We start from the raw sequence: 19,483 nt of genomic DNA, 5'->3' as shown, positions 1-19,483 counted from the left end.
GGCTGAAGCCGGTCCTACAAGGGATCGTCTTAGCCAGTTCCATCGGGTATACGCAATAGCCAGTTCCAGACTCAGTCCGACAGGGGAATACATGAAACGCATCCAGATCCTCGATTCTCACACCGGCGGCGAGCCGACGCGGCTGGTGCTCGACGGGTTTCCCGATCTCGGGCGGGGCGGCATGGCCGAGCGGCGTCAGCGTCTGGCTGAGCAGTTCGATGACTGGCGCGCCGCCACCGTGCTCGAACCCCGCGGCAGCGATGTACTGGTCGGTGCGCTGTTGTGCGAGCCGGTGGATCCCGGGGCCTGCGCCGGGGTGATCTTTTTCAACAACAGCGGCTACTTGGGCATGTGCGGCCACGGCACCATCGGGCTGGTGGTGTCGCTGGCGCATCTGGGCAAGATCGGCCCCGGCGTGCACCGCATCGAAACCCCGGTCGGCACGGTTCAGGCCACGCTGCACGAAGACCGCTCCGTGAGCGTCGACAACGTGCCCTCCTACCGCTACCGCAAGGACTTCGTCGTGGAGGTGCCTGAACTGGGCAGCGTGACCGGCGACATCGCCTGGGGCGGCAACTGGTTTTTCCTGATCGCCGACCACGGCCTGAGCGTCGCCGCCGACAACCTCGACGCCCTCACCGACTACACCTGGAAGGTCCGGCAGGCGCTGGAAAACCAAGGCATTCGCGGTGAAGACGGCGGCGTCATCGACCACATCGAGCTGTTCGCCGACGACACTCACGCCGACAGCCGCAACTTCGTGCTCTGCCCCGGCAAAGCCTACGACCGCTCGCCCTGCGGCACCGGCACCAGCGCCAAACTGGCGTGCCTGGCGGCGGACGGCAAACTTCAGCCCGGTACGCTGTGGCAGCAGGCCAGCGTGATCGGCAGTCAATTTGAAGGCAGTTTCGTCTGGGAACACGGCGAGCGGCAGGCGGGCGATCGCATCGTGCCGACCATTCGCGGCCGTGCGTACATCAGCGCCGAAGCCACTTTGTTGCTGGACAACGAAGACCCATTCGCCTGGGGCATTCGCTCGTGACCGACGCCGCCACCCTGCAATGCCAGGCCGCCGATGTGATCGTCATTGGCGGCGGCATCGTCGGCGCGGCGTGTGCGGACGAGCTGGCGTCTCAGGGTTTGCATGTGCTGGTGCTGGATTGTCAGCGCCCCGCCGCGACCGCTGCGGGCATGGGCCATCTGGTGGTGCTGGACCACAGCGCGGCCGAGCTGGCGCTGGGGGAATATTCGGTCAAGGCCTGGCGCGAGCTCGCGCCGCAGATGCCGGACGACTGCGCGATGCGCACCAACGGCACCCTGTGGCTGGCCTGCAATGAAGAAGAAATGGAAGAAGCCGAGCGCAAGCATGCGGCCCTGAGCGAATACGGTCTGGCGTGCGAGTTGCTGTCCGGCGCCGAACTGGCAAAGGCCGAACCGTCATTGCGATCCGGCCTGCTCGGGGCACTGAAGGTCAGCGGCGACGGCATTCTTTACGCGCCCAACGCCGCGCGCTGGTTGTTGCAGCGTCAGTCTTCGCGAGTGGTTCTGCGGCAGGCCGAAGTCGTGGAAGTTCAGGGCAACCGGGTCCGCCTCGCAACGGGAGAATGGCTGCAAGCCCCGGCCGTTGTGCTGGCCAGCGGCATCTATGCCCGCGAACTCTGTCCCGATTTACCGCTGCAAGCCAAGAAAGGCCACCTGCTGATCACCGACCGTTACCCCGCGCAGATCACCCATACGCTGGTTGAGTTGGGCTACGTCACCAGCGCCCACAAGGGCAACGGCCCGTCGGTGGCGTTCAATGTGCAGCAGCGCCCGACCGGCCAGCTGTTCATCGGCTCATCGCGCCAGTTCGACAACCACGATCCGCAAGTCGATGCGGCCATGCTCGGACGGATGCTGCGTCGGGCGATGGATTTTCTCCCAGGCCTGGGCGAGATGAACGGCCTTCGCAGCTGGACCGGCTTTCGCTCCGCCAGCCCCGACGGTCAGCCGCTGATTGGCGAGCACCCGCATCAGCCCGGCCTGTGGCTGGCGGTCGGGCACGAAGGCCTGGGCGTCACCACGGCCACCGGCACAGCCCGCCTGCTCGCTGCGCAAATGCTGCGCACTCGACCGCCCCTCGACGTTGAACCCTACCTGCCACAACGCTTTATCGGAGCCCGCGCCCATGCCTGAATTGAGCATCGATGGTCAGCCCTTTCGCTTCGCCCAAGGCACCACGGTGGCCGCCGCGCTGATGTCGAGCGGCGATCGTTGCAGCCGCACCTCGGTCAGCGGCCAGCGGCGCGCGCCTTTGTGTGGCATGGGCATCTGTCAGGAATGCCGGGTGAGCATCGACGGCCTGCGCCGGCTGGCGTGTCAGACGATCTGCCGCGACGGCATGCGGGTCGAGACTCAGCCATGAGCATGAGCATGAGCATGAGCATGACCGAGCATGTCGATCTGCTGATCATCGGTGCAGGTCCGGCGGGCATGGCGGCGGCCCTGGCGGCGGCGCCTCACGGACCGAGCATCGCATTGCTCGACGACAACCCGCTGCCAGGCGGGCAGATCTGGCGCGACGGCCCCAACGCTCAAGTGCCGAAACAGGCTCAGGATAAGCGCACGCAGTTGCAGGGGTTCAGCAACGTTCGCCTGCACAGCGGCTGCAAGGTGGTCGCGCTGGCCGGGACGAAGCGCTTGCTGCTGGAGGACGCCGAGCGGGGCTGGGTGTTGAGTTACGGCACACTGATTCTGTGCACCGGCGCGCGGGAGCGACTGCTGCCCTTCCCCGGCTGGACCCTGCCGGGCGTCACCGGCGCGGGCGGTTTGCAGGCGCTGATCAAAGGCGGGCTGGCGGTCGCTGACGAACGCATCGTGATTGCCGGAACCGGCCCGCTGTTGCTGGCCTCGTCGGCGACCGCGCAGAAGCACGGCGCCGAGGTCGTGCGCATTGCCGAGCAGGCGCCCTTGAGCGCTGTCGCCGGATTTGCTGCCGGGCTGTGGCGCTGGCCGAACAAGGCGATTCAGGCGATCACCCTGGCCAGCGCCGCCTATCGAACGTCGGCCCATGTGCTGGCGGCGCTGGGTACGGATCGGCTGGAAGGCGTGCGCGTTCAGGTGGGTGACAAGGTCGAAGAGCTGGCCTGCGAGCGTCTGGCCTGCGGTTTCAGTCTGGTGCCCAACACCGAGATCGCCCGCGCACTGGGCTGCACGCTGCGGGATCAGGCCATCGTGGTGGATGAGTGGCAGGCGACGGGTCTGGCCGATCACTACGCAGCGGGTGAATGCACCGGTTTCGGCGGCAGCGAACTGGCGTTGGTGGAGGGGCGCATCGCCGGCCTGGTGGCGGTGGGTGATCGAAATAAGACTCGAGGGTTGTGGGCTGAGCGGCAGCGCTGGCAAGGTTTTGCGGATCGGTTGAACAAGGCCTTCAGCCTGAACCCGGCGCTGAAACATCTGGCGGCGCCGGACACGCTGGTCTGTCGCTGTGAGGACGTGCGTTACGCGGACCTCGCTGCGCATGACAGCTGGACCGGCGCCAAACTCGCCACCCGCTGCGGGATGGGCGCGTGTCAGGGGCGCATCTGTGCCACGGCGGCGCAGACCTTGTTCGGCTGGGAACCCCCCTTGTTGCGCCCGCCCTTCAGCCCGGCGCGGATCTCCACCCTCGCCTGTCTGGATGATATTTAAAGGGGACTGATTTATTTAGATATTTAAAGGGGACTGATTTATTTACAGCGCTTCACCGTAAATAAATCTGTCCCCGCAGATCCTGTAAATAAATCTGTCCCCGCAGATCAAATCTGTCCCCGCAGATCAGTCGCCCCCCGACTAGCCGCCGCATCCAACATCCCGCATCATCGATCCCATTCCCCACCCGGCCCTCCCGCCCGTGAACATGATCGACGTCCTCCTCACCAAGCCCTTGCACGACCTCGACCAACTGCTGGCCAGCCTGACGTTGGTCGCGCCGCTGTTCGATGCGATTCCCGGTGTGGTGTTCTTCGTCAAAGACGCCCACGCGCGTTATGCACTGGTCAACCAGACGCTGGTGCAGCGCTGCGGTTTCAAGGAAAAAAGCCAGATCGTCGGGCTGACCGCCGAGGAAGTGTTCCCCGCGCGCTTCGGGCCGTTGTATACCGCCCAGGACCGCCGGGTGCTGGCCGATGGCAGGCAACTCAGCGATCAGCTGGAGCTGCACCTTTATTACGGCAATCAGCCGATCTGGTGCCTGACTCACAAGATCGCCCTGCGCGATCAACACGGCGCGATCATCGGGCTGGCGGGAATCTCCCGGGACCTGCAAATCCTGCAGACGACCCATCCGGCGTATCAGAAACTGGTCGAGGTCGATGCGTACATCCGCGAACACTTCGCGCGGCCCATCACCCTTGAGCAACTGACGGCCATTGCCGGGCTCTCCATCGCCCAACTGGAGCGGCACTGCAAACGCATCTTCCAGCTGACGCCACGGCAGATGATTCACAAGGCGCGGCTGGGTGAAGCGTCGCGGTTGTTGCAGGAAGACCTGTCGATCACCGAAATCGCCCTGCGCTGCGGGTACACCGATCACAGCGCGTTTAGCCGCCAGTTCAAGGCGCTGACCGGGGCGTCGCCGAGTGAGTATCGGGGTTCGCAAAGGCGCATCTGAATTCGCTGCTCCCCTCTGGATGATCGCGGTATTTGTGTAGGACTGGCTTTAGCCGGGACGGGGCCTGTGTGAACACCCTAAATCTCGGGTGTGAAGACCGACGCCTTCCCGGCTAAAGCCAGTCCTACGGTGACCGCGGTTCCGGTGGTTTATCGCGGTGCGGCGGAATGTGGCGACTACCGCACTGCAACGTGCATCAATGAAGCACGCCGCGGATTCTTGCTCCTTTATGTAACACCGTCCCGCGCTCTTGAAATACCCATCCAAACCCCGGCCCGCTGATCCAGAGCCCTGCACGGCGTACTGGCAAAACAGGCACGCTGCGTGCATATCAAATATCGTATACGAAATTACTTATCCGGCCGTTTCTCCCTTTGCACGCACCGAGGCTTCTATGAAAAATCAAGCTGTCGCCGTCGCCCTCCTCGCCGTCATGAGCTCATCCTTTATCAACACCGCGTTGGCCGACAAGCTCGATGACATCATCGACTCCGGCAAGCTGCGCTGCGCCGTGACCTTGGACTTCCCGCCGATGGGGTCCCGTGACGACAAGAACAACCCGGTCGGATTTGACGTCGATTACTGCAACGACCTGGCGAAGGTACTGGGCGTGACAGCCGAGGTGGTGGAAACGCCGTTTCCGGACCGCATTCCTGCGCTGGTTTCAGGCCGCGCCGACGTGATCGTGGCGTCGACCTCGGACACCCTGGAGCGGGCGAAAACGGTGGCGATGACCATCCCCTATTTCGCCTTCCAGATGGTGGTACTGACCCGCGACGACGCCGGCATCAACAGCTATGACGACCTCAAGGGCAAGGATGTCGGCAACACCAGCGGCACGTTCGAAGCGATCGCCCTGGAGAAGGATCAGAAGAAATGGGGCAGCGGCAGTTTCCGCGCCTACCAGACCCAGAACGACACCATCCTCGCCGTTGCCCAGGGCCACATCAAAGCGTCCGTGGTGACCAACACCGTCGCCGCCGCCACGCTCAAATCCGGCAAGTACAAAGGCCTGAAGATCGCCGGCAATGCGCCCTACACCATCGACTACGTTTCCCTTGCGGCGAAGCGTAACGAGTACGGGCTCATTCATTACCTGAACCTGTTCGTGAACCAGCAAGTGCGGTCCGGGCGCTATGCCGAGCTGTATGAAAAGTGGGTGAGTGGCAAGCCGGTCGACCTGACCGTGCCGGGCGTCTATTACTGAGGGGAACGATCAGAGGGCGCGGACCGTGTAGGAGCGTGGCTTGTCCCGCGATCTGGCGCGAAGCGGCAGCAAGACCGTCGAACATGCTGATTCAGTGACGCCGCGCTTGTAGGTTTTACGACGACTTCGTCGCCGATCGCGGGACAAGCCACGCTCCTACAGGGCTACGCGTCCCGTCTGAATCATTCGCGGAACCTGAACCAGGAACCCATCAGCGTCACCCGCTAAAAGCGATTCACTCACTCAGGAGCCCACGATGTCTGAAGTCTCGTTGAACGGGCGCTGTCTCGTCGCCGGCAGCGCACAAGGTGAATTGCTGTACGCCGACGTGGGCCTGAGTTTCTGGGGCGGGGTCGAGCCGTTTACCGGTCAAGTGATCGACCGCCATCACCCCCTCAGCGGTCAGTTCATCAACGGCCGGGTGCTAGCCATTCCCAGCGGGCGCGGTTCGTGCACCGGCAGCAGCGTGCTGCTGGAACTGATCCTCAACGGCCACGCGCCGACCGCACTGGTCTTCGAACGCGTGGAAGACATCCTCACCCTCGGCGTGCTGATTGCCGAGCAGATGTTCGGCCATTCGATCCCGGTGATCAGCCTCGGCGAAGCGGGCTTTGCGGCCCTGCGGGACGTTGCTTTCGTGCGAGTGGAAGATGACCGCGTGAGCGGCTTCGCCTGGCTGCCGCCGCCACTCCCTCGCGATCAAAAAAGCCTGATACGTCAGCGCCCGATCACCCAGATTTCACTCACCGAAACCGACCAGGGTTTTCTCGACGGCGCTTACGGCAAAGCCGCGCAGGTGGCGATGGGCATCATCCTGCGCATGGCCGAGCTGCAGGGCGCGACGGAACTGCTGGACATCACCCAGGCGCACATCGACGGCTGCATCTACACGGGGCCGGCCAGCCTGCGGTTCGCCCGACAACTGGTGGCCTGGGGCGCCAAGGTCCGCGTGCCCACCACCCTCAATTCAATCTCCGTGGACAAGCGACGCTGGCGCGAACTGGGCGTCGACCCGGCCCTTGGCGAACCGGCCAGTCAGCTGGGCGATGCCTATCTGGAGATGGGCGCGCGGGTGAGTTTTACCTGCGCGCCATACCTGCTGGACAGCGCGCCGGAGCTGGGCGAGCAGATCGTCTGGGCCGAGTCCAATGCGGTGGTGTACGCCAACAGCGTGATCGGCGCGCGCACCCTGAAGTACCCGGACTACCTCGACATCTGCATCGCCCTCACCGGCCGCGCGCCGAAGATCGGCTGCCACCTGACCCAGCAACGGCTGGCGACCCTGCGCATCGACGTCCCTGTCTTGGACGGCCTCGACGACAGTTTCTACCCGCTGCTCGGTTATCACGTCGGGCTGCTGTGCGGCGCCACGATCCCGGTGATCTGCGGCCTTGAGCACAAGGCGCCCACGCTGGATGACCTCAAGGCGTTCGGCGCGGCGTTCGCCACCACCTCCGCTGCGCCGATGTTTCATATCGCCGGCGTAACGCCCGAAGCCACCACCGCCCAACTCGCGCTGGACGGGCACGCGCCGGAGAAAACCCTGAGCATCAGCCTGGCGGACTTGCTCCACAGCTGGCGCGAGCTGAACAGCGCGCAAACGCCCGAAGTGGACGCCGTGACGCTGGGCAATCCGCATTTTTCCCTGAGCGAATGCGCAATGCTGGCGCACCTGTGTGGCAACCAGCGCAAACACGAAAACGTGGCGATCGTCGTGACCTGTGGCCGCGCTACCCTGGAGCGCGCGCAACAGGCCGGCTACGTCGACACGCTGGAAAACTTCGGCGTGCGGTTCGTCACCGACACCTGCTGGTGCATGCTCGGCGAGCCGGTCATCCCGCCGACCGCACGCAACCTGATGACCAACTCCGGCAAATACGCGCACTACGCCCCCGGACTGGTGGGGCGTCGCGTGCATTTCGCCAGCCTGGCCGAGTGCCTCAACAGCGCGATCACCGGAGTCGCCAGCGGTCGCCTGCCAGCGTGGTTGATGGCGGCGCACCAGGCGGAGGTCAGCGCAGATGTTTGATTACAACTTCCACTGGCGCGCGGCGTTCAAGGCGCTGCCTGACATGCTCAACGGCGCGTGGGTGACCTTCGAAACCGCCGCGCTGTCGATGATCCTCGGCGTCACCATCGCGCTGTTTCTGGTGTTCATGCGCCAGGGCAAAAACCGGTTGTTCCGGGGCTTCGCGGCGACCTGGATTTCCATCGCGCGCAACACGCCGTCGCTGTTCCAGGTGTACATCCTGTATTTCGGCCTGGGCTCGTTCGGCCTGCACATCAGCTCGTGGGCGGCGTTGCTGGCGGGCATCACCATCAATAACGCGGGCTATCTGGCGGAGAACTTTCGCGGCGGTCTGAAGGCCGTGCCCGACACGCAATTGCGCGCCGCCCGTTCGCTGGGCATGAGCGCGCCCCAGGCCTATCGGCTGATCGTCATTCCGCAGTTGCTGCGCATCGTTTTCTATCCGCTGACCAACCAGATGGTCTGGGCCGTGCTGATGACCTCGATGGGGGTGATCGTCGGCCTCAATAACGACCTCACCGGCGTGACCCAGGATTACAACGTCAAGACGTTCCGCACCTTCGAATTCTTCGCCATTGCGGCGGTGCTCTATTACCTGATCGCCAAGCTGATCGTGGTCGTTGCGCGGCTGCTGTCCTGGCGGCTGTTCCGGTACTGAGGAGATGGGCATGTTCGAGAGCACGTTCAGCTGGAACGACCTGCAATTCATGCTTCAGGGCGCCTGGGTCACAATTTTGCTGACCGTGGTGTCGATGTTCATCGGCACGCTGGCCGGGGTGGTCTGCGGCATGGCCCGCGCCCTGCTGCCGCGCAGCACGATCCCGTTGGCGTGGGTGCTGGACGTGTTTCGCAGCGTGCCGTTGCTGATCCAGTTCGTGCTGTTCAACGCGCTGAAAAGCATCGTCGGCCTGAACTGGAGCGCCTTCGCCGTCGCCTGCGTGGTGCTGGGCCTGTACGTCACCGCTTACTGCACGGAGATCGTGCGCAGCGGCGTGCTGTCGGTGCCGCTCAGCCTGCGCCGCGCCAGTCGTTCCCTGGGCCTGACGTACTGGCAGGACTTGCGCCAGATCGTCATGCCGATGGCCACCCGCGTGGCGTTTCCCGGCTGGATCAACCTGCTGCTGGGGGTGATGAAAGACACCGCGCTGGTGATGTGGATCGGCATCGTCGAACTGCTGCGCGCCTCGCAAACCATCGTCACGCGCATTCAGGAGCCGCTGTTGGTGCTGTGCATCGCCGGCCTGATTTATTACGTCATGAGTCTGGTGGTCGCTCGCCTGGGCGCCCGGCTGGAAACGAGGTGGCAGGAAAATGATTGAGATCGACAACGTGCACAAGTCATTCGGCGAGCTTGAGGTCATCAAGGGCGTGAGCCTGCAGGTGAACAAGGGCGAAGTGGTGTCGATCATCGGCGGTTCGGGCTCGGGCAAGTCGACCTTGCTGATGTGCATCAACGGCCTGGAATCGATCAAGAGCGGCAGCATTCGCGTCGACGGCACCGAGGTTCACGCCAGGGGCACGGACATCAACAAGCTGCGGCAGAAGATCGGCATTGTCTTCCAGCAGTGGAACGCGTTCCCCCATCTGACGGTGCTGGAAAACGTGATGCTCGCCCCGCGCACGGTGCTGGGCAAAAGCAAGGCCGAAGCCGAAGCGCTGGCGGTCAAGCAACTGACCCACGTCGGGCTGGGCGACAAGCTCAAGGTGTTTCCCGGCAAATTGTCGGGCGGTCAGCAACAGCGCATGGCGATTGCCCGGGCGCTGGCGATGTCGCCGGATTACATGCTGTTCGACGAAGCGACATCGGCCCTCGATCCGCAGCTGGTGGGCGAGGTACTGGACACCATGCGCATGCTGGCCGAGGACGGCATGACGATGATTCTGGTGACCCACGAAATCCGTTTCGCCCGGGACGTGTCCGACCGCGTGGCGTTTTTCCGCAACGGGCTGGTGCACGAGATCGGCACGCCGGATCAGGTGATCGGCAACCCGCAACGGCCGGAGACGGCGGATTTTTTGCGATCAATCAACTAGAGCCTGCTCAGGAGGATTTTAGGTCATGCGCTCATCGAAAGTGATTCATGTGGTCAGTTGTCACGCCGAGGGTGAGGTGGGCGATGTGATTGTTGGCGGGGTTGCGCCGCCTCCCGGAGAGACGATCTGGGAGCAGTCGCGCTGGATCGAGAAGGACAACGCGCTGCGCAATTTCATGCTCAATGAGCCCCGCGGCGGGGTGTTCCGCCACGTCAATCTGCTGGTGCCGCCCAAGCACCCGAAGGCGCAGATGGGCTGGATCATCATGGAGCCGGCCGACGTGCCGCCGATGTCCGGTTCCAATTCCCTGTGCGTGGCGACGGTGCTGCTGGACAGCGGGATTCTGCCGATGACCGAGCCGGAAACCCGGCTGATACTGGAGGCGCCGGGCGGCCTGATCGAGGCGATTGCCCAGTGCCGCGACGGCAGGGTGACGAGCGTCGAGGTGCACAACCACCCTTCTTTCGCCGATCAGCTGGACGTGTGGATCGAGGTGCCGGGGCTGGGTTCGGTTCAGGTCGATACCGCCTATGGCGGCGACAGTTTTGCCATCGTCGATTCGGTGAAGCTGGGCTTTTCGTTGACCGCCGATGAAGCCAAGGACCTGGTGGACACCGGCCTGAAAATCACCAAGGCGGCCAACGAGCAACTGGGTTTCAGCCACCCGTTGAACACGGACTGGAATCACATTTCCTTCTGCCAGATCGCCGCGCCGGTGAATTTTGACGGCGGCGTGGCGAATGCGGCAAACGCGGTGGTGATTCGCCCGGGCAAGATCGACCGCTCGCCGTGCGGCACCGGCTGTTCGGCGCGGCTGGCGGTGTTGCATGCAAAGGGTCAGTTGAAGGTGGGGGACCGGTTTATCGGACGTTCGATCATTGGCTCGGAGTTCCACTGCAAGATCCAGAGCGAGACTGAAGTGGCCGGGCGCAAGGCGATCATCCCGAGCCTGTCCGGGCGGGCGTGGATCACCGGGACGCATCAGCACATGCTCGACCCGAGCGACCCGTGGCCGGAGGGCTACAAGCTGAGTGATACCTGGCCGGTGGGGTTGAAGTTGTGAGATGAACGCGGTCCCCGTAGGAGCGTGGCTTGTCCCGCGATCTGCTGCGAAGCGGCAGCGAGACCAGTGAATGAAGGGTGTCAGTTACGCTGCCGTTGCAGGTTTTACGGCGACTGCGTCGCCGATCGCGGGACAAACCACGCTCCTACAGGGGATCGGGGCGGACTGAAGTACTGATTAAACGCAGCAATCGTTGGGCGTGATTCGCCCGAAATTAAACGTATACGAAATACCTTTACCCAATCAGGAGTCAATCATGAGCCAGTCCGTATCCTGGAGCGGGGTCTTCCCTGCCGTTACCACGCAATTCAATGACGATTTCTCCCTCAATCTGGAGGCGACCCATAAGGTCATTTCCAACCTGGTCCGCGATGGCGTGTCGGGGCTGGTGATCTGCGGGACGGTGGGCGAGAACACCTCCCTGAGCGTCGCTGAAAAAATCAGCCTGGTGGAAGCCGCCAAAGACGCCTCGGCCGGGCGCGTGCCAGTGATTTCCGGCATCGCCGAATTCACCAGCGCCAATGCCAGTGCCGTCGCCAAAGAAGTGCAGAAAGCCGGCGCCGGCGGGATCATGCTGATGCCGGCGCTGGTGTACTCGGCCAAGCCTTTCGAAACCGCCACGCACTTCCGCACCGTGGCCGCCGCCACCGACCTGCCGATGATGGTTTACAACAACCCGCCGATCTACAAGAACGACGTCACGCCGGACATCCTCATCTCCCTGGCGGACTGCGACACCATCGTGTGTTTCAAGGATTCGTCGGGGAACACCAACCGCTTTATCGACGTGCGCAACGAAGTCGGTGATCGCTTCGTGCTGTTTGCCGGGCTCGATGATGTGTTGGTGGAGAGCGTCGCCGTGGGAGCGGTGGGCTGGGTGTCGGGGATGTCCAACGCCTTTCCGAAAGAGGGCGAGACGCTGTTCCGTCTGGCCAAGGCCGGGCGTTTCGCCGAGGCGATGGCGCTGTATGAGTGGTTCATGCCGCTGCTGCACCTGGATGCGCGTCCGGACCTGGTGCAGTGCATCAAGCTGTGCGAAGCGATCATGGAACGCGGCAGCGCCCTCACCCGGCCACCGCGTCTGGCGCTGCCGGACAGTGATCGGGAATATGTCGAGAAATTGATGAAGACCGCATTGGCGAACAAGCCGGTGTTGCCGGATGTGGGGTTGTAACCCGCGCTTTGATGGGGTGAACGAATACGTGAGCCCCGCACCATCTTCGGTAGGAGCGTGGCTTGTCCCGCGATCTGGCGCGAAGCGGCAGCAAACTGACAACTGCGGGGAGTCAGGTGCCCCGCGTTTGCAGGTTTCACGACGACTGCGTCGCCGATCGCGGGACAAGCCACGCTCCTACGGTTCTGCGGCGGATGAGCCTTCGCATTCGCCCTTACACATTCACCACATTTACAAACCGCGAGGCGGCGGTGTCGTCGATGCGCAGGTTGGTGAAATCGAACAGGTTGCGGTCCGCCAGTTGCGACGGCTGGACGTTCTGCAGGCTGCGGAAAATCATGTCGGAGCGGCCCGGGGTTTTGCGGTCCCATTCCTGCAGCATGTCCTTGACCACCTGACGCTGCAGGTTTTCCTGGGAGCCGCACAGGTTGCACGGGATGATCGGGAATTGCTTGATGTCCGAATAGGCCTGAATGTCCTTCTCGGCGCAGTAGGCCAGCGGACGGATCACCACGTTGCGGCCATCGTCGGCGCGCAGCTTGGGCGGCATGGCCTTGATGCTGCCCTGGAAAAACATGTTCAGGAAAAACGTCTCGACGATGTCGTCACGGTGATGACCCAGCGCCATCTTGGTCGCGCCGATTTCATCCGCGAACGTATACAGCGTGCCGCGACGCAGGCGCGAACACAGCGAGCAGGTGGTCCGGCCCTCGGGGATCAATTCCTTGACCACCGAGTAGGTGTCTTTCTCGACGATGTGGTACTCGACGCCCAATTGCGCCAGGTACGCCGGCAGGACGTGCTCGGGGAAGCCTGGCTGCTTCTGGTCCATGTTCACCGCGACGATGTCGAAGTGGATCGGCGCGACTTTCTGCAAATGCATCAGCACATCCAGCAGCGTGTAACTGTCCTTGCCGCCGGACAGGCAGACCATCACCTTGTCGCCCTCTTCAATCATGTTGTAGTCGGCCACCGCTTCGCCCGCGAGTCGACGCAGACGCTTCTGCAGTTTGTTCTGATTGACTGAAAGGGTGCCCATCGCGCTGGTATCCGCTCGCTGTGGTGTGAAGTGAGGTGGGGAAAGGGTCGGCATTTTACGCAAAAAGACCGCCTCGGGTAATGGCCGTTGCGGGTTCGATCGCGGTCGATTTCGGAGGGTCTCTGATCGCTAACCGTTATTAGCCGCGTGTTTGAACACCTCAATCGCTCTAACGCATCCGGTTTTGGAGTGATCAGCTTTCTATACTGACCTGAGAGGTCCCAGCCATTTCCCTTGCTCGACTGAGACCTTGTCCTGACGGCATCTGGCGGTCAGGCGCTGCGTCGCAAGCGCTGACACACTTCACGGGAGTAACGGACATGATCCATCACGTCTTGGGGCTGTTCACCCACCCCGATCAGGAATGGCAACAAATACGTAGCGAAGGTGAAGAAACCATCGGCCATATGTACCTCACCCACACGCTGATACTGGCAGCGATCCCGGCGGTGTCGGCGTACATCGGCACGACGCAGGTGGGCTGGCAAATCGGCGACCGCGCGCCGGTCATGCTGACCAGCGACAGCGCAGTGTGGATGGCGCTGATGTCGTACATCGCCATGCTCGCCGGGGTCGGCATCATGGGCGGCTTCATCCACTGGATGGCGCGCACCTATGACGCGACGCCCAGCCCTGCGCGCTGCGTCGCCTTTGCGACCTATACGGCGACGCCGCTGTTCCTCGGCGGGCTGGCCGCGCTGTACCCGCGCATGTGGGTGGGGATGATGGTCGGGCTGGCGGCGGTTTGCTACACGGTTTACCTGCTGTACGTCGGTTTGCCGGTGTTCATGGGCGTCCACCCCGACGAAGGCTTCATGTTCTCAAGCTCGGTGCTGGCGGTCGGGCTGGTGGTGTTGGTGGCGATCATGGCCTTTACGGTGGTGCTGTGGGGCGTCGGAGTCGGGCCGGAATTCACGAACTGATACAGGGTGACCATTCGGCGCCTGGGGTTTTGGCGGTACATGAGCTTTGCGGCATACTCGCCTCCTCTGGAGACCGATGAAACATGCTCGAACCTCTCAACACCCGCGTCGAATCCTGCTACCAGCAAGCCGAAGACTTCTTCAAACGTCCCTTCAAACGTCCGGTGGTAAGCGTCAAGTTGCGCGGCCAGAAGGCCGGCGTAGCCCACCTGCACGAGAACATGCTGCGCTTCAATCCGCAGCTGTACCTCGAAAACAGCGAAGACTTTCTGCGCCAGACCGTCCCCCACGAGGTCGCGCATCTGATCGCTCACCAATTGTTCGGCGACACCATCCAGCCCCATGGCGAGGAATGGCAGCTGATCATGCGCGGCGTCTACGAGCTGCCGCCGAACCGTTGCCACACCTACGAAATCCAGCGCCGCAGCGTGACCCGCTACATCTACCGCTGCCCGTGCCCGGAAAGCGATTTCCCCTTCACCGCCCAGCGCCACAAGCTAGTGCGCAAAGGCCGCCGGTATCTGTGCAAGCGCTGCCGGGAGATTCTGGTGTTCAGCGGCGAGACGCGGGTGGAGTGATTGCCGCAGACCCATTGTGTGCGAGCTTGCTTGCGAAGGCATTGGGTCAGTCGCCCCCCTTTGTCTGACCCACCGCATTCTTCAACAAGCTGACTCCCACAGGTTTTGTGTCCGCGGAGTAGCCCGCGGCCAGCGCCCAAAAAATACTCATAAAAAAGCCTGTCCGAAGACAGGCTTTTTGAACAACCTTTACCGCTAACGCATCTTACGAACGCACAACAGGGGTAGGCGCGGTTTCAGCCACACCCAGGTCGTCGGTCGGCGCGGTGTTGTCGATGGCACGACCGCCAGACGCCAGCTCGGCCTGCATCTGTGGAACGTCCAGTTCGCCGACCCACTTGGCGACCACCAGGGTTGCCACGGCGTTACCGCACAGGTTGGTCAGGGCGCGGGCTTCGGACATGAAGCGGTCGATGCCGAGGATCAGCGCCAGACCGGCCACCGGCAGATGGCCCACGGCGGACAGCGTCGCGGCCAGCACGATGAAGCCTGAACCGGTCACGCCTGCCGCACCTTTGGACGACAGCAGCAGCACCAGCAACAGGGTGACCTGATGGGTGATGTCCATGTGGGTGTTGGTGGCCTGAGCGATGAACACTGCGGCCATGGTCAGGTAGATCGAAGTACCGTCGAGGTTGAACGAGTAACCGGTCGGGATCACCAGACCGACGACGGATTTCTTCGCGCCCAGACGCTCCATCTTGATCAGCATGCGTGGCAGTGCCGACTCGGACGACGAGGTACCCAGCACGATCAGCAGCTCTTCGCGGATGTACTTGATCAGCTTGAGGATGCTGAAGCCGTGAGCTTTAGCGATGGAGCCCAGCACCAGCAGCACGAACAGCAGGCAAGTGATGTAGAAGCACAGCATCAGCTGACCCAGTTGCACCAGCGAGCTGACCCCGTAAGCACCGATGGTGAAGGCCATGGCACCCAGCGCGCCGATCGGGGCGAGCTTCATGATCATGTTGATGATGTTGAACATGACGTGGGCGAAGCGATCGATGAAGTCCAGGATCGGCTTGCCGTAAGCGCCCAGGCGATGCAGGGCAAAACCGAAGATCACCGAGAACATCAGCACTTGCAGGATGTCGCCGTTGGCGAATGCGCCGACGATGGTGTTCGGGATCACGTTGAGGATGAAGCCGACGATGCTCTGGTCTTTACCGGCGGTCACGTAGGCCGCGACTTTGGAAGCGTCGAGGGTGGACACGTCGATGTTCATGCCGGCGCCCGGCTGGACGACGTTGACCACGATCAGGCCGATGATCAGCGAGATGGTCGAGACGATTTCGAAGTAGAGCAGCGCGTAGCCGCCGGTCTTGCCCACGGATTTCATGCTCTGCATGCCAGCGATGCCGCTGACGACGGTGCAGAAGATGATCGGTGCAATGACCATTTTGATCAGTTTGATGAAACCGTCACCCAGCGGTTTGAGCGTTACGGCAGTTTCGGGGTACCAGTGGCCGAGGGCGATACCGACGATGATCGCGACGATCACCTGGGCGTAAAGGGATTTATAGATGGGCTGACGAGTCGTCATTGCAGTTTCCTCAAGAGCATCGAGCTGCAGCATTCCGGTTGCAGAGACGCCTAAAGTGCGAACCCTCCTGCTCGGAGGGATTTGTTTTTGTCGAGCTGCGCGCGGCAGACCTCTGCCCAGTGCTTTGCAGGCACCGTGCCAGTGTTGATAAATCGCAGGAGAGGCCCGGTTTCCGTGAACCGTCTGTTTAACGGTAGACCCGTAAACCGGAAAGGGATGGCGGTTTTCCGCCGTTTGGCGGCAAATACCTCACCACACTGGCGGGTATCCGCCTCGACGGGCGTGGGAACGCCTTGGGGTTAGATGGCGAACTGAATGCGGAAGGCCGCGCCGCCCAGTTCCGAATCGCCCAGGGTCAGCTGCGCGCCATAGCTTTCGATGATGTCTTTGACCACCGCCAGACCAATCCCCTGCCCAGGGTTTTGTGTGTCCAGCCGCTCACCGCGTTCGAGAATCCGTGCGCGCTGGCTCTCCGGAACGCCCGGGCCGTCGTCTTCGATGCACAACTCGTCGCCCATCATCGATGACCGCCAGCTCACGCGCACTTCGCCCAGGCACAGGCGGTAGGCGTTTTCCAGCAGGTTGCCGAGCATCTCCAGCAAGGCGCCCTCTTCCATTTGCACCTGGCCGTTGTCCGGCAGGTCGAGGACCACGTTGACGCGCTTGTCGCGGTAGACCTTTTCCAGCGTGTTGCACAGACTTTGCACCACCGGCCTGAGGGCCACGTGATAACGCACCAGCCCGCTTTTGCGCAGACTGGCGCGCTGCAATTGATAGCTGATCTGCTGGCTCATGCGTTCGATCTGCGATTGCAGAATCCGCGCCTGCTCCAGGTCTTCCGGCCGTTTGGCAATCTGCTCGCTGACGCCCTGCAGCACGGCCAGCGGGGTTTTCAGGCTGTGGGCGAGATCGTCGAGGGAGTCGCGGTAACGAATGCGTTGCTCCCGTTCGCTGCGCAGCAAGCGGTTGAGCGAGTCGGTCAGGCGCAGCAGTTCGCTGGGGTGTTCTTCGCTGAGGCTTTCCCGCGAGCCGGCCTCGACCTGATCGAGTTCCTGACTCATGCCCCGCAGGGCGCGCAGGCCCCAGGTCAGCCCGCCCCACAGCAGAATCAACAGAACCAGCAGCGCGCCGCCGAAGCCCAGGTAGAGCTTCTGGCGCAGGCCGGAGATGGTTTCCTGGTATTCGCGCACCGGTTGCAGGGCGACGATGCTGAAAGCGGCGTTGCGGCCGCCGAGCAGTTTGATTTCGACGTCGTAGACGAAAAATTCTTCGCCGTTGGGTTGGCGGATCTTGGCGAATTCGTTGCCGCGGCCGTCGTAGCGTGGCTGGTAGTCGATGGCTTCGTCTTCGGTGGCCCGGGAGCGCCACACCAGTTTGCCGGCGCGGTTATAGATGTAGCCGAGCAAGCGGCTGTCGGGCAGGGCAAATTGTTCGCCGGGCAGTAACGACGGCATCAACAGGTGATCGTCTTCGACCCGGGCGGCGGAGATCAGCGTGGTGACGTCGGACGCCAGGCGTTTTTCGATGGAGCTTTCCAGCGCCAGGCTGAAGGCGCTCTGCAGCGCCGGCAGCATCAGCAGCATGAAAATGACGGCCAAGGTCGCGGCGCCCAGCATCAGACGCAGGCGCAGCGAACGAATCATGTACAGCGCTCGGTGAACAGGTAGCCCAGGCCGCGCACGGTGTCGATCGGTTTGAAGCCGGCGGGCCCTTCGAGTTTGCGCCGCAGACGGCCGACCAACACTTCGATCACGTTCGGATCGCGCTCGTCATCATCGGGGTACAGCTGTTCCATCAGGCGTTCCTTGGGCACCACTTGCTGGTGATGGCGCATGAGGTATTCGAGAATCCGGTATTCGTAGGCGGTCAACGCCAGCGGCTGTTCGTCCAGAGACGCCTGCTTGCGGTTGAGGTCCAGGGTCAGCGGCCCGGCAACGATGGTCGCGTGGGTGAAACCGCTTGAGCGTCGCAACAAGGCGTTGAGGCGCGCTTCGAGCTCTTCGAACTGGAAGGGCTTGACCACGTAGTCGTCGGCGCCGGCAGCCAGGCCTTCGACCTTGTCCTGCCAGTTGCCGCGCGCGGTCAGGATGAGGATCGGGAATGCCTTGTTCTGCACGCGCAGCTGGCGGATCAGGTCGAGACCGCCAACCCCGGGCAGGCCCAGGTCGATGACCGCCAGATCGTGGTTGAACTGGCCCGCCTGATACAACGCTTCCTCGGCGTTGCCCACCGCTTCGACGACGTGACCGCTTTCGGTCAGACGGGTCTGCAGGTGGTGACGCAGCAGGGCTTCATCTTCGACAACCAGCAATTTCATGACGCTCTCCCAGGCAAAGGCAACCCTCTTTTTTCAAGAGTCTCAACGACGCTGCCGAGCGCGTGCAGTGTGACGAGCCCGGCAGTGATTGTGCAATCCAGACACCGCTAAAAACAGGCTGGCGGCTTATAAACCGGCTTATAAAACGTGGTGGACAGGTAAATAGGTGTGCGGGCTCTCGCTCAGGCTCAACGAGGGGGGTTGCTGCGCTGTGCGGGCTGGTGCGCCGGTCTCGAACAGTCTAGACGTGCCCGGTGAAGACATCTGCACGCTGTAAACGGCCGGAAGATTTCCCGTTTGAACGCTCACCCCGTTGACGCGGGCTGTGAGATTTCCGTAGCCGGCGGCGTAGGGATCGTCCACAGGCTGCTGGCTGAAAGTCTGGCTCCAATTGCCGACCTGGCTGGTGGTGGCCAGACTGCGGCGCAGGCCGTTGAGGCGGTCGGCGCGTTCGGTGTTCTTGCCGAAATCGGTGCGGGACAGGTCCGCGTTGCCATCAGCCGCTTGCGCCGCCGCGCTGCTGCCAAGGAACGCCAGCGCCAGAAAGAGCTTGTTGAACGTCAGCATGAGCAGGTCCTCCGGCGCCAGGCGCCTTGTTGGGTACGGTTTGGAGCATACCCAGCCAGCGCTGAACCCCTCCTGAACACGTACTGACCCACCGCATTCGTCAGCAAGCTGACTCCCACAGGTTCTGTGCCTGGCGCTGAATTCCCGGGCAGCGAAGATCTCTTGTGTCGGCCTAACGGCCTCAGGTTTCGCCTTCGGCGAGTTACTTGGAAAAGCACCCCAAGTAACCAAGGGTGCCTGCTCTTGGTTAGGCCCTTCGTTCCTCAGGGTTCCTTCACTCCGGTCTCGCTCCGTGGGCCCGCGCCGAACGGACATCCATGTCCTGACGGCGCTCTCGCCGCATCCATGCGGCTCGGCCCACTGCGCGAGACCTGCG

The 19,483-nt window shown here is 62.7% G+C and carries 19 protein-coding genes; 14 read left to right on the top strand and 5 right to left on the bottom strand.

Translation table 11 applies throughout. From position 1 onward, the window contains the following. Nucleotides 1-91 precede the first annotated feature (91 nt). The 12 genes from SLW74_RS08535 (at nt 92) to SLW74_RS08480 (ending at nt 12,140) form a co-directional block, all read left to right on the top strand. Nucleotides 92-1,042: a 4-hydroxyproline epimerase gene (locus SLW74_RS08535; RefSeq protein ID WP_410928621.1), complete on the top strand. Its 951-nt coding sequence runs from the start codon at nt 92-94 to the stop codon at nt 1,040-1,042. Beyond that, nucleotides 1,039-2,175, top strand: a complete 1,137-nt coding sequence (locus SLW74_RS08530; protein WP_410928620.1) for an NAD(P)/FAD-dependent oxidoreductase — start codon at nt 1,039-1,041, stop codon at nt 2,173-2,175. The genes SLW74_RS08535 and SLW74_RS08530 overlap by 4 nt, the downstream gene beginning before the upstream one ends. Beyond that, complete coding sequence (locus SLW74_RS08525) at nt 2,168-2,404, top strand: (2Fe-2S)-binding protein (RefSeq protein ID WP_065992824.1); 237 nt, start codon at nt 2,168-2,170, stop codon at nt 2,402-2,404. Before SLW74_RS08530 ends, SLW74_RS08525 begins: the two co-directional genes overlap by 8 nt. Nucleotides 2,405-2,424: 20 nt before the next feature. Beyond that, nucleotides 2,425-3,672 (top strand): FAD-dependent oxidoreductase, encoded by a 1,248-nt coding sequence (locus SLW74_RS08520; RefSeq protein ID WP_410928807.1) that lies wholly within the window; start codon nt 2,425-2,427, stop codon nt 3,670-3,672. A gap of 208 nt (nt 3,673-3,880) precedes the next feature. Beyond that, entirely contained in the window at nt 3,881-4,633 is a 753-nt protein-coding gene (locus tag SLW74_RS08515) for a helix-turn-helix domain-containing protein (RefSeq protein WP_410928619.1), read from the top strand. 394 nt (nt 4,634-5,027) lie between these two features. Continuing rightward, nucleotides 5,028-5,840 (top strand): transporter substrate-binding domain-containing protein, encoded by an 813-nt coding sequence (locus SLW74_RS08510; protein WP_065992820.1) that lies wholly within the window; start codon nt 5,028-5,030, stop codon nt 5,838-5,840. A gap of 256 nt (nt 5,841-6,096) precedes the next feature. Continuing rightward, the gene (locus tag SLW74_RS08505) at nt 6,097-7,869 is read left to right on the top strand and encodes an aconitase X (RefSeq protein WP_410928618.1); all 1,773 of its coding nucleotides are present in this window, start codon (nt 6,097-6,099) and stop codon (nt 7,867-7,869) included. Next, nucleotides 7,862-8,527: an amino acid ABC transporter permease gene (locus SLW74_RS08500; RefSeq protein WP_037012083.1), complete on the top strand. Its 666-nt coding sequence runs from the start codon at nt 7,862-7,864 to the stop codon at nt 8,525-8,527. Before SLW74_RS08505 ends, SLW74_RS08500 begins: the two co-directional genes overlap by 8 nt. Before the next feature lie 10 nt (nt 8,528-8,537). Continuing rightward, nucleotides 8,538-9,188, top strand: coding sequence for an amino acid ABC transporter permease (locus SLW74_RS08495; protein ID WP_192133912.1), 651 nt, complete (start codon nt 8,538-8,540; stop codon nt 9,186-9,188). Then, entirely contained in the window at nt 9,181-9,903 is a 723-nt protein-coding gene (locus SLW74_RS08490) for an amino acid ABC transporter ATP-binding protein (RefSeq protein WP_065992809.1), read from the top strand. Before SLW74_RS08495 ends, SLW74_RS08490 begins: the two co-directional genes overlap by 8 nt. A gap of 25 nt (nt 9,904-9,928) precedes the next feature. Continuing rightward, the gene (locus tag SLW74_RS08485; RefSeq protein ID WP_410928617.1) at nt 9,929-10,966 is read left to right on the top strand and encodes a trans-3-hydroxy-L-proline dehydratase; all 1,038 of its coding nucleotides are present in this window, start codon (nt 9,929-9,931) and stop codon (nt 10,964-10,966) included. A gap of 256 nt (nt 10,967-11,222) precedes the next feature. Further along, nucleotides 11,223-12,140 carry a dihydrodipicolinate synthase family protein gene (locus SLW74_RS08480; RefSeq protein ID WP_410928616.1) on the top strand — a complete coding sequence of 306 codons (918 nt, stop codon included), beginning with the start codon at nt 11,223-11,225 and terminating at the stop codon, nt 12,138-12,140. Nucleotides 12,141-12,354: 214 nt separating this feature from the next. Here the strand turns inward: SLW74_RS08480 and ttcA are convergent, their stop codons facing one another. After that, nucleotides 12,355-13,179, bottom strand: coding sequence for a tRNA 2-thiocytidine(32) synthetase TtcA (ttcA, locus tag SLW74_RS08475; RefSeq protein WP_065992805.1), 825 nt, complete (start codon nt 13,177-13,179; stop codon nt 12,355-12,357). A 320-nt stretch (nt 13,180-13,499) separates the two neighbouring features. Between ttcA and SLW74_RS08470 the strand changes: the two genes are divergently transcribed. Together SLW74_RS08470 and SLW74_RS08465 are read left to right on the top strand one after the other, a co-directional pair. After that, complete coding sequence (locus tag SLW74_RS08470; protein ID WP_410928615.1) at nt 13,500-14,102, top strand: Yip1 family protein; 603 nt, start codon at nt 13,500-13,502, stop codon at nt 14,100-14,102. An 83-nt stretch (nt 14,103-14,185) separates the two neighbouring features. Continuing rightward, a complete protein-coding gene (locus SLW74_RS08465; protein WP_296316048.1) occupies nt 14,186-14,680 on the top strand; it encodes a SprT family zinc-dependent metalloprotease in 495 nt (164 codons plus the stop codon). Nucleotides 14,681-14,885: 205 nt separating this feature from the next. Here the strand turns inward: SLW74_RS08465 and SLW74_RS08460 are convergent, their stop codons facing one another. From SLW74_RS08460 to SLW74_RS08445, 4 genes are all read right to left on the bottom strand, one after another. After that, nucleotides 14,886-16,223, bottom strand: a complete 1,338-nt coding sequence (locus SLW74_RS08460; RefSeq protein ID WP_192133922.1) for a dicarboxylate/amino acid:cation symporter — start codon at nt 16,221-16,223, stop codon at nt 14,886-14,888. Nucleotides 16,224-16,522: 299 nt separating this feature from the next. Further along, nucleotides 16,523-17,866, bottom strand: coding sequence for an ATP-binding protein (locus tag SLW74_RS08455; RefSeq protein WP_065992797.1), 1,344 nt, complete (start codon nt 17,864-17,866; stop codon nt 16,523-16,525). After that, nucleotides 17,863-18,540 carry a response regulator transcription factor gene (locus SLW74_RS08450; protein ID WP_192133924.1) on the bottom strand — a complete coding sequence of 226 codons (678 nt, stop codon included), beginning with the start codon at nt 18,538-18,540 and terminating at the stop codon, nt 17,863-17,865. Before SLW74_RS08450 ends, SLW74_RS08455 begins: the two co-directional genes overlap by 4 nt. A 138-nt stretch (nt 18,541-18,678) precedes the next feature. Beyond that, nucleotides 18,679-19,107 carry a hypothetical protein gene (locus tag SLW74_RS08445; RefSeq protein WP_410928614.1) on the bottom strand — a complete coding sequence of 143 codons (429 nt, stop codon included), beginning with the start codon at nt 19,105-19,107 and terminating at the stop codon, nt 18,679-18,681. Between the last annotated feature and the right edge of the window lie 376 nt (nt 19,108-19,483).

Origin of the sequence: Pseudomonas sp. W5-36, from assembly GCF_046540455.1 — a bacterium.
Classification (GTDB): domain Bacteria; phylum Pseudomonadota; class Gammaproteobacteria; order Pseudomonadales; family Pseudomonadaceae; genus Aquipseudomonas; species Aquipseudomonas graminis_B.
This window is presented reverse-complemented; position numbering and strand designations above follow the sequence as displayed.